At 72.5% G+C, this 9,128-nt stretch carries 11 protein-coding genes; 3 read left to right on the top strand and 8 right to left on the bottom strand.

All coding sequences use genetic code 11. The features are described 5' to 3' along the window. Positions 1–62: 62 nt before the first annotated feature. Both P1P75_RS36525 and P1P75_RS36520 read left to right on the top strand, forming a co-directional pair. Entirely contained in the window at positions 63–1,853 is a 1,791-nt protein-coding gene (locus tag P1P75_RS36525; RefSeq protein WP_319263566.1) for a glycoside hydrolase family 15 protein, read from the top strand. A 5-nt stretch (positions 1,854–1,858) separates the two neighbouring features. Continuing rightward, positions 1,859–2,614: an SDR family oxidoreductase gene (locus P1P75_RS36520; RefSeq protein WP_319263564.1), complete on the top strand. Its 756-nt coding sequence runs from the start codon at positions 1,859–1,861 to the stop codon at positions 2,612–2,614. A gap of 23 nt (positions 2,615–2,637) precedes the next feature. Here P1P75_RS36520 and amaP read toward each other — a convergent pair whose 3' ends face one another. Genes amaP through P1P75_RS36495 form a run of 5 tightly spaced genes read right to left on the bottom strand, consistent with a single transcriptional unit; the run spans position 2,638 to position 5,004 of the window. Then, positions 2,638–3,225 (bottom strand): alkaline shock response membrane anchor protein AmaP, encoded by a 588-nt coding sequence (gene amaP, locus P1P75_RS36515; protein ID WP_319263563.1) that lies wholly within the window; start codon positions 3,223–3,225, stop codon positions 2,638–2,640. Then, entirely contained in the window at positions 3,222–3,872 is a 651-nt protein-coding gene (locus tag P1P75_RS36510) for a DUF6286 domain-containing protein (protein ID WP_319263561.1), read from the bottom strand. Before P1P75_RS36510 ends, amaP begins: the two co-directional genes overlap by 4 nt. Further along, positions 3,869–4,288 carry an Asp23/Gls24 family envelope stress response protein gene (locus tag P1P75_RS36505; protein WP_319263559.1) on the bottom strand — a complete coding sequence of 140 codons (420 nt, stop codon included), beginning with the start codon at positions 4,286–4,288 and terminating at the stop codon, positions 3,869–3,871. Before P1P75_RS36505 ends, P1P75_RS36510 begins: the two co-directional genes overlap by 4 nt. A gap of 4 nt (positions 4,289–4,292) precedes the next feature. Continuing rightward, entirely contained in the window at positions 4,293–4,478 is a 186-nt protein-coding gene (locus tag P1P75_RS36500) for a hypothetical protein (RefSeq protein WP_073499200.1), read from the bottom strand. Between the two features lie 43 nt (positions 4,479–4,521). Further along, entirely contained in the window at positions 4,522–5,004 is a 483-nt protein-coding gene (locus P1P75_RS36495; protein ID WP_319263556.1) for an Asp23/Gls24 family envelope stress response protein, read from the bottom strand. Positions 5,005–5,091: 87 nt separating this feature from the next. Between P1P75_RS36495 and P1P75_RS36490 the strand changes: the two genes are divergently transcribed. Then, positions 5,092–5,838 (top strand): nucleopolyhedrovirus P10 family protein, encoded by a 747-nt coding sequence (locus P1P75_RS36490; protein WP_319263555.1) that lies wholly within the window; start codon positions 5,092–5,094, stop codon positions 5,836–5,838. Between the two features lie 40 nt (positions 5,839–5,878). Here the strand turns inward: P1P75_RS36490 and P1P75_RS36485 are convergent, their stop codons facing one another. The 3 genes from P1P75_RS36485 to P1P75_RS36475 form a co-directional block, all read right to left on the bottom strand. Continuing rightward, positions 5,879–6,682 (bottom strand): enoyl-CoA hydratase/isomerase family protein, encoded by an 804-nt coding sequence (locus tag P1P75_RS36485; protein WP_319263553.1) that lies wholly within the window; start codon positions 6,680–6,682, stop codon positions 5,879–5,881. A 117-nt stretch (positions 6,683–6,799) separates the two neighbouring features. Continuing rightward, positions 6,800–7,021 carry a helix-turn-helix domain-containing protein gene (locus tag P1P75_RS36480; RefSeq protein ID WP_004002281.1) on the bottom strand — a complete coding sequence of 74 codons (222 nt, stop codon included), beginning with the start codon at positions 7,019–7,021 and terminating at the stop codon, positions 6,800–6,802. Between the two features lie 348 nt (positions 7,022–7,369). Next, the gene (locus P1P75_RS36475; RefSeq protein ID WP_319263551.1) at positions 7,370–8,968 is read right to left on the bottom strand and encodes an ABC-F family ATP-binding cassette domain-containing protein; all 1,599 of its coding nucleotides are present in this window, start codon (positions 8,966–8,968) and stop codon (positions 7,370–7,372) included. Positions 8,969–9,128 lie beyond the last annotated feature (160 nt).

Below are 9,128 nucleotides of genomic sequence, written 5' to 3'. Positions count from 1 at the left end.
CCGTGTCACCCACCCGGCCCCCGCCCGGATTGCCCAGCCGTGCCGCCGGGAACCCGCACCCCGTGTACCCCCGCATCGAGGACTACGCCGTCATCGGCGACGAACAGAGCGCGGCCCTGGTCGGCATGGACGGCTCGGTCGACTGGCTGTGCCTGCCCCGCTTCGACTCCGGGGCCTGCTTCGCCCGCCTGCTGGGCGACGAGCAGAACGGCCACTGGCGCATCGCGCCCAAGGACGCCGACGGGCAGTACTGCACCCGCCGCGCCTACCGCCCCGACACGCTCGTGCTGGACACCGAGTGGGAGACGGACGAGGGCGCGATCCGCGTCACCGACCTGATGCCGCAGCGCCATGCCGCCCCCGACGTCGTACGCATCGTCGAGGGGGTGCGCGGGCGGGTCACCGTCCGCAGCACGCTGCGGCTGCGCTTCGACTACGGCTGGGTCGTCCCGTGGATGCGCCGGGTCGACGGCCACCGGGTGGCGATCGCCGGGCCGGACGCGGTGTGGTTCCGCAGCGAGCCGGAGGTGCGCACCTGGGGCGAGGACTTCGGCACCCACGCGGAGTTCACCGTCGCCGCGGGCGAGTCGGTCGCGTTCGTGCTGACCTGGCACCCCTCGCACCACGCGCGCCCGCCGCTCATCGATCCGTACGACGCGCTGCGGGCCAGTGTCGATGACTGGCAGGCCTGGTCGGCGCGCTGCCGTTACGACGGACCCCACCGGGACGCCGTGGTCCGCTCCCTCATCACCCTCAAGGCCCTCACCTACGAACCGACGGGCGGCATCGCCGCCGCGCTCACCACGTCCCTGCCCGAGGAGCTGGGCGGGGTCCGCAACTGGGACTACCGCTACTGCTGGCTGCGCGACTCCACCCTCACTCTCGGGGCCCTGCTGGCGGCCGGATACGCGGAGGAGGCCGAGGCCTGGCGCGACTGGCTGCTGCGCGCCGTCGCGGGCGACCCGGCGGACCTCCAGATCATGTACGGGCTGGCCGGCGAGCGCCGGCTGCCCGAGTGCGAACTGCCGTGGCTGCCCGGCTACGCGCACTCCCGCCCCGTACGCATCGGCAACGGCGCCGTCGACCAGCTCCAACTGGACGTCTACGGTCAGGTGATGGACTCGCTGTCCCTGGCCCGCGCCTCCGGCCTGTCACCCAAGCCGCACATCTGGTCGCTGCAGTGCGCGCTGATGAACTGGCTGTGCGAGAACTGGCGGCAGCCCGACGAGGGGCTGTGGGAGGTGCGCGGCGGCCGCCGTCAGTTCGTGCACTCCAAGGTGATGGTGTGGGTGGCCGCCGACCGGGCGGTCAGCACCGTCGAGCGGTACCCGCGCCTCGGCGGCGACGTGGCGGCGTGGCGGGCGCTGCGCGACGAGGTGCACCGCGAGGTGTGCGAGAAGGGCTACGACGCCGAGCGCAACACCTTCACCCAGTCCTACGGCTCGCGCGAACTGGACGCCGCCCTGCTGCTCATCCCGCGCGTCGGCTTCCTGCCGCCCGACGACCCGCGGGTGACCGGCACCATCGACGCGGTCCGCGAGGACCTCGGGCACAGCGGTCTGCTGCGCCGCTACAGCACCGCCGGGCGGGCCGTCGACGGTCTGCCCGGCGACGAGGGCACCTTCCTGGCGTGCTCGTTCTGGCTGGCGGACGCCCTGCACCTGACGGGCCGCACCCAGGAGGCGCGGGAGCTGTTCGACCGTCTGGTGGCCCTGGCCAACGACGTGGGGCTGCTGGCCGAGGAGTACGACCCGAAGGCCGGCCGCCACCTCGGGAACTATCCGCAGGCGTTCAGCCACATCGGCCTCGTCAACACCGCCCTCATGCTGTACGGGGGCGAGGAGGCAGGATAGGGACCATGGATCTTGGACTGAAGGACCGGGTGTACGTCGTCACCGGGGCCACCCGCGGTCTCGGCAACGCCGCCGCGCGCGAGCTGGTGGCCGACGGCGCGAAGGTGGTCGTCACCGGGCGGGACGAGGAGCGTGCCGCCGAGGCGGCGAAGGCGCTGGGGCCTGACGCGGTCGGGGTGGCCGTCGACAACGCCGACCCCGAGGCGCCCGCGCGGCTGATCGCCGCCGCGCGCAACGCCTTCGGCCGCTTCGACGGTGTGCTGGTGAGCGTGGGCGGGCCGCCGCCCGGCTTCGCGGCGGACATCACGGACGAACAGTGGCGGACGGCGTTCGAGTCGGTGTTCCTCGGCGCGGTACGGCTGGCACGGGCGGCAGCCGCCGAACTGGAGGCCGGGGGTGTCATCGGCTTCGTGCTGTCGGGGTCGGTGCACGAGCCGATCCCCGGACTGACCGTCTCGAACGGGCTGCGGCCTGGGCTGGCCGGGTTCGCCAAGTCGCTCTCCGACGAGCTGGGGCCGCGCGGGATCCGCGTGGTGGGGGTGCTGCCGGCGCGGATCGACACGGACCGGGTGCGCGAGCTGGACGGACTGTCGGCCGACCCGGAGGCGACCCGCGCCGCGAACGAGTCGCGAATCCCGCTGCGCCGGTACGGGGCGCCGGAGGAGTTCGGGCGGGTGGCCGCCTTCCTGCTGTCGCCGGCCGCCTCCTACCTGACCGGCATCATGGTCCCGGTGGACGGCGGGATGCGGCACGGGTTCTGAGACCGAGGCCCTCCCCCGGGCCGTCAGCTCACCCGTTCCGCCTTGTGCTTGGCCGTCCTCAGGCGGACCTCCGCGGGAAGCGACTCCAGCGCCGCCGAATCGCGCGCGTGCGCCAGCGCCTCGTTCGTCAGGTGGTCCAGGGCCGCGGCCGGGTCCACGTGCGGCTCCAGCAGGAGCCGTACGTGGGCCTCGGGGGCGTCCCTGCGGCCCGTGAGGTGGACGTGGCTGTGGGACACGCCGTCCAGGCGGGCCGCGTCGCCGGCCAGGACGCCCTCCAGGGCACGGCCGCGCAGCAGGGCGCCCGCGCCGTCGCCGGTGTCGACGAGGACCTCGCCGAGCCGCCGGCGGCGCAGGACCGCGACCAGCCACCACAGGGCGAGCAGGACCAGCACCGTCAGCACGGCGATGACGGTCGGCCACCACCAGCCCTCGTGCCGCCACCGGGTGCGCTCGGCGGTGCTGAGCAGAACGTCGTGCTTGCCGTCGTGGAGCCACCAGGAGGGCGGGTTCGCGCCCAGGCCCACGGCGAGCACGGCGCCGCCGACGGCCAGCAGGACGAGGCCCACGAGTCCCAGGGCCACGCGGTTGACGGTCCTGAGCATCGTCGTCATCCCTTCCGTCCGGGCCGGCGCACCCGCACGGACAGCGCGGGCGGCCGGACCAGCCCCAGACCGCGGACGGCGTCGCCGAGCACCGCGTCCAGGTCGGCGCGTACGTCGTCCAGGTCGCGGAAGTGGGAGACCGCGCGCACCTCGGCGCGGCGCCGCCCGGCGCGGACGTGGACGGACTGCACACCGGCGACCTCCATGGCCCGGTCGCGCAGCACCAGTTGGGCGGCGCCCCGGTGAAGCCCCGCACGGACGTCGGGGTGGGGCCGGCGCATCGGCAGGACGTCGCGCAGGCCCGGCGTGACGGCCAGGAGGATCAGCCACAGGCCGAGGGCCGCGGCGACGCCCGCGCCGACGAGGACCCAGACGTCGTCCAGCGGCCGTTCGGCGAGCTGCCGTGCCAGCTCCCGGCGGACCCGCAGGGGCGGCCGGTCGGCGCGCACCGCGGCGATGTCGTACAGGAGGACGCCCGCGAGGGCGGCGAGCAGCAGCGCGACGACGGCCGCCGGGACCCGGCGGGCCGACCAGAAGCGTCCACTGCCGGGCGCGGGCTCGGGTACGGGTTCGGGTACGTCGTCCTCGGCCGTCCTGTCCTTGTCCAGGACCGGCAGTCGTCGTGTGGTGCCCTCGGAGCCCAGGGGCTCGCTCATGGCGTCCTCCCGTGTGCCACGCCGTGCTCCGCCGTCAGATGCAGGCGTTCGACCTGGACGGCGACTTCCGGCACCTCCATTCCCACCAACTCGCCTACCCGCTCGGCGACATGACGACGCACCGCATGGCAGCGCGGACCGATGTCGGTCGGGTAGCCGAGTTCGAGGTGGACGCGGATGTGAGCGGCGTCGACGGGGGTCCCCCCACTCGAGGGGGGCCGCGAGTGGGGGCGCACCACGACGTTGGCGTGTGGGCGGGCCGCATCGGGCGGCAATGGTCCCACCGCCTCGCGGGCGGCCTGCGCGGCGATCTTCGCCACGACCCGGTCGGCGATCCGGGTGGCGCCCCGTTCCCCCGGCGGTACCGCGGACGGGCGGGTGCCGGGGGCGCCGGTCCCCTCGCTCGCCGACGTCACGACGTCACCGGCGCCGGTCGTCGCGCGTGCGGAAGAAGTCGCCGAGTTCCAGGTCCCCCTCGATGAACCGCCCGACGACGAAGCCGACGGCGCCCAGCGCCGCCACCAGCAGGAAGGCCCCGAACCCGCCGAAGTATCCGGCGAAGCCCAGCGCCATGCCGGCGATCATGCCCACCACGGCCATGTTCACGGTGCACTCCCCTCAGCGGCCCGGTCGCCCGGTGGCCGGCATGTCACTGGAGCCGGGACTCCGGCTCTTCGTCCTCGTCCTCGGGCAGTTTCACGTCGCTGACCGCGATGTTGACCTCGACCACCTCCAGGCCGGTCATCCGCTCGACGGCCGCGATGACGTTCTCGCGCACGTCCCGGGAGACCTCGGTGATGGACACGCCGTAGTCGACCACGATCTCCAGGTCGAGTGCGGTCTGCACCTCACCGACCTCGGCCTTGACGCCGCGGGTGACGGACTTGGTGCCGCCGGGCACCCGGTCGCGCACCGCGCCGAAGGTGCGGCTCATGCCGCTGCCCATCGCGTGCACGCCGACCACGTCGCGGGCCGCCAGTCCGGCGATCTTCTCCACGACCCCGTCGGCGATGGTGGTGCGTCCGCGGGACGCCGGGTCCCCGCCGCCGCGCCTGGTCGCCTTCCGCGTCGACACCGACTCCGTGCCACCGTCCGGGGGCTGCGTCCTGTTCTGTTCCGTCGTCTCAGTCATCGCCGTACGTCCTTTTCGGTCGTCGTCCTTCTGCCACCGTAAGCGCGGTGGGCCGACCTCGCTCCAGGGATGCGGCAGGCTGGAGGAATGACGGCGGACAGATGGACGCGCGTGGTGCGCGAACAGCTCGGAATGGGCCGGCTGCTCCCCCTGGGTGAGCCGCGGGACGGTGCGTGGATCTCGGAGGAGGCGGCGGAGGCGGTGCTGCGCCGGGCGGCACGGGAGCTGCCCGGCGTGCGCCTGGGCGTGCTGCGGATCGCGGTGGCTGACCCTGAACGGACGCAGGAACCGGTGGTTTTGGCGCCGCCGAGCGCGTTGCCGCCGGGGCCCTTGCGGGTGACGGCGGACTTCGCGGCGGAGGCCTTCGCACCGCTGCCCACGACCGCGTCCCGGCTGCGTACGGCACTGGCGGTCGCGGCGGCGGACCGGCTCGGGCTGGTGGTGGCCGAGGTGGACCTGCGGGTGACGGCGCTGCTCGACCAGGAACAGGAGGAGAAGCAGGAGGAACAGCAGGAGGAGCGGCCGGAGCCGGGGTCCGGGCGGCCGCGCCGGCCGGCCGGCGCGGCCCGGGAGGGCGACGAGGCGCGGGCCGCCGAGGCCGCGCTCGCGGTGCCCGGGGTGTCCGCGCTGACGGATGTGCTCGGGCGGGCGGTACGCCTGGAGGAGCGGCAGGTGGACGCGGCGGCCGCCCTGCCGCGGCTCCACGCGCGCGTGGAGATCGCGGTGGGCGCGGGCCACCGGGCGCTGGAGGTGGCCCGGCAGGTCCGCTCGGCGGTGTCGGAGGCGCTGACGGATCAGCCGACCGTGGCCGTGCTGGTGACGGCGGTGGGCTGAGCACCTGGCGGACGCCGCGGACCCGCCGCCGCCACCGCGTTCACTCTCCGAGACCGGCCAGGTCCCGCAGGCGGCGGGCCTGGGAGGCGCGCTCCGCCGCACGCTGCTCGTCGTACGTCCGCTCGCCGGCGCCGCGCAGCAGCGTTTTGGTCTCGACGACGGCGTCGCGTGGCGCGGCCAGGATCGCCGCGGCCAGCTCCTGGACGGTGGTGTCCAGTTCGGCGACGGGCACGGCGACGTTGGCCAGGCCGGTTGCGACCGCCTCCTGGGCGTGGACGAAGCGGCCGGTCAGGCAGATCTCGACGGCACGCCCGTAGCCCACGAGGGAGACGAGGGGGTGCGTGCCGGTGAGGTCCGGTACCAGGCCGAGGCTGGTCTCGCGCATGGCGAACTGCACGTCGTCGGCGACGACGCGCAGGTCACAGGCGAGGGCCAGCTGGAAGCCCGCGCCGATGGCGTGGCCCTGGACGGCGGCGATCGACACGAGGTCGCCTCGTCGCCACCAGGTGAAGCCCTCCTGGAACTCGGCGATGGCGGCGTCGAGTTCGGCGTCGCCACTGCGCGCGAGATCGACGAAGGACGGCTCGCCCTCGATCCCCTCGGGCAGGAACATCTGCCGGTCGAGGCCGGCGGAGAAGGACTTGCCCTCACCGCGCAGCACGACCACACGGACGGAGCCCGGCAGTTGCCGGCCCGCTTCGGCCAGCGTGCGCCACATCGCAGGGCTCTGCGCGTTGCGCTTGGCCGCATTGGTCAGCGTCACCGTGGCGAGTGCGTCGTCGACGGTGAGACGTACGCCGTCCTTGTCGAGCAGGGGAACGAGTTCCTGGTCGGGTGTGGCCATGGGGCGCCTCCGATGAGTGCGGTCAGCTAGCGGTCAGCTAAGTGACTGCACAGTAACCACCCGGCCGATCGCAAGACCGACCGGGTGGTCACCATCGAAGCCGATGGCCGCCCGAGGTCAGGACGAGGCGGCCTTCTTGCCGCGTGTCGCGCCGCCACGCCCACGAAGCGTGACGCCCGACTCGCTGAGCATCCGGTGCACAAAGCCATACGAGCGGCCGGTCTCCTCGGCCAATGCCCGGATGCTCGCACCGGAGTCGTACTTCTTCTTCAGGTCTGCCGCGAGCTTGTCGCGCGCGGCGCCGGTTACCCGGCTGCCCTTCTTCAGAGTCTCGGCCACCCGTGCCTCCTCATGGGAAGTGCGCTCTGGTCCCCTCATGATCACCCCTCCGGGCCCTGATGGCCACCCATTCGGCAAGGTCCGTGCGACAGGGTTTTGACGACAGGAGCGCGTCCCCACAATCGGAATGAGTGATTCCAGCGACGGGCGTTCGTACGGCCGAACAGGTTCTTCCGCGAAGTGCCAGGTCAGGGACGCACGACGGCCGACCCCTGTCGACAAAGGGGTCGGCCGCGAAATCGATGTAGGACACACCTCGATACGAGGAGATCTCACACAGATGATGGATCACCGGTAGGCCGAATGATCCATACGCCGTGGATCACTCATGCGGTCGGGCCGGCTGGGTCACGCCAGGGCGACGAGGTCCGCGTAGTCGGAGCCCCACAGGTCCTCGACGCCGTCGGGCAGCAGGATGATCCGCTCGGGCTGGAGCGCGTGCACGGCACCCTCGTCGTGGGTGACGAGGACGACCGCACCCTTGTAGGTCTGCAGCGCGCCGAGGATCTCCTCGCGGCTGGCCGGGTCGAGGTTGTTCGTCGGCTCGTCGAGGAGGAGGACGTTCGCGGAGGAGACCACCAGGGTCGCGAGCGCGAGGCGGGTCTTCTCGCCGCCGGAGAGGACACCGGCCGGCTTGTCGACGTCGTCGCCGGAGAACAGGAACGAGCCGAGCGTCTTGCGGACCTCGACCAGGTCCAGGTCGGGGGCGGCGGAGCGCATGTTCTCCAGGACCGTGCGCTCCGGGTCGAGGGTCTCGTGCTCCTGCGCGTAGTAGCCGAGCTTGAGGCCGTGGCCCTCGATGATGTTTCCGGTGTCGGGCTTCTCGACGCCACCGAGCAACTTCAAAAGGGTCGTCTTTCCGGCGCCGTTGAGGCCGAGGATGACGACGCGCGAGCCCTTGTCGATGGCCAGGTCGACGTCGGTGAAGATCTCCAGGGAGCCGTACGACTTCGACAGACCCTCCGCCATCAGCGGGGTCTTGCCGCACGGGGACGGCTCGGGGAAGCGCAGCTTGGCGACCTTGTCCGCCTTCCGTACGGCGTCCAGACCGGCCAGCAGCTTGTCGGCACGGCGGGCCATGTTCTGCGCGGCGACGGTCTTGGTGGCCTTGGCGCGCATCTTGTCTGCCTGCGAGTGCAGCGTGGCGGCCTTCTTCTCGGCGTTCTGCCGCTCACGCTTGCGGCGCTTCTCGTCGGCCTCGCGCTGCTGCTGGTAGAGCTTCCAGCCCATGTTGTAGACGTCGATCTGGGCGCGGTTGGCGTCCAGGTAGAACACCTTGTTGACGACCGTCTCGACCAGCTCGACATCGTGGGAGATGACGATGAAGCCGCCGCGGTAGGTCTTCAGGTAGTCCCGCAGCCAGGCGATCGAGTCGGCGTCCAGGTGGTTCGTCGGCTCGTCGAGGAGAAGGGTGTCCGCGTCGGAGAACAGGATCCGGGCCAGTTCGACCCGGCGGCGCTGACCGCCGGAGAGTGTGTGCAGGGGCTGGCCGAGCACCCGGTCCGGCAGGTTGAGCGCGGCGGCGATGGTGGAGGCCTCGGCCTCGGCGGAGTACCCGCCCTTGGTGAGGAACTCCGTCTCCTGGCGCTCGTACTGCCTGAGCGCCTTCTCGCGGGTGGCGCCCGCGCCGTTGGCGATGCGCTGCTCGTTCTCCCGCATCTTGCGGATCAGTACGTCGAGACCGCGGGCGGAGAGGATCCGGTCGCGGGCGAGAACGTCGAGGTCTCCGGTGCGGGGGTCCTGCGGGAGGTAGCCGACCTCGCCGGAACGGGTGACCTGGCCCCCGGCGGGGATGCCCTCACCGGCGAGGATCTTGGTCAGCGTGGTCTTGCCGGCGCCGTTGCGCCCGACCAGGCCGATGCGGTCGCCCTTGGCGATACGGAAGGAGGCGTTCTCGATGAGGATGCGGGCACCGGCGCGCAGCTCGATGCCGGAGGCGGAGATCACGGACAGACTCCAGAGCGGATGGGGGGCGGGATGGGCGGCTGAGGACGTTCCCGCCGTCTAATGCGCGAGGAGAATGGCCATGGGGGCCATTCTACCGGGGTCGTGCAAGCACTTTTTCTGTGTGCTGGTGTTCGATCTTCGCGGGGGCGCTGCGCGGGGG

Origin of the sequence: Streptomyces sp. ID05-39B (assembly GCF_033794725.1) — a bacterium.
In the GTDB taxonomy this organism is placed as follows: Bacteria; Actinomycetota; Actinomycetes; order Streptomycetales; family Streptomycetaceae; genus Streptomyces; species Streptomyces bobili.
This window is presented reverse-complemented; position numbering and strand designations above follow the sequence as displayed.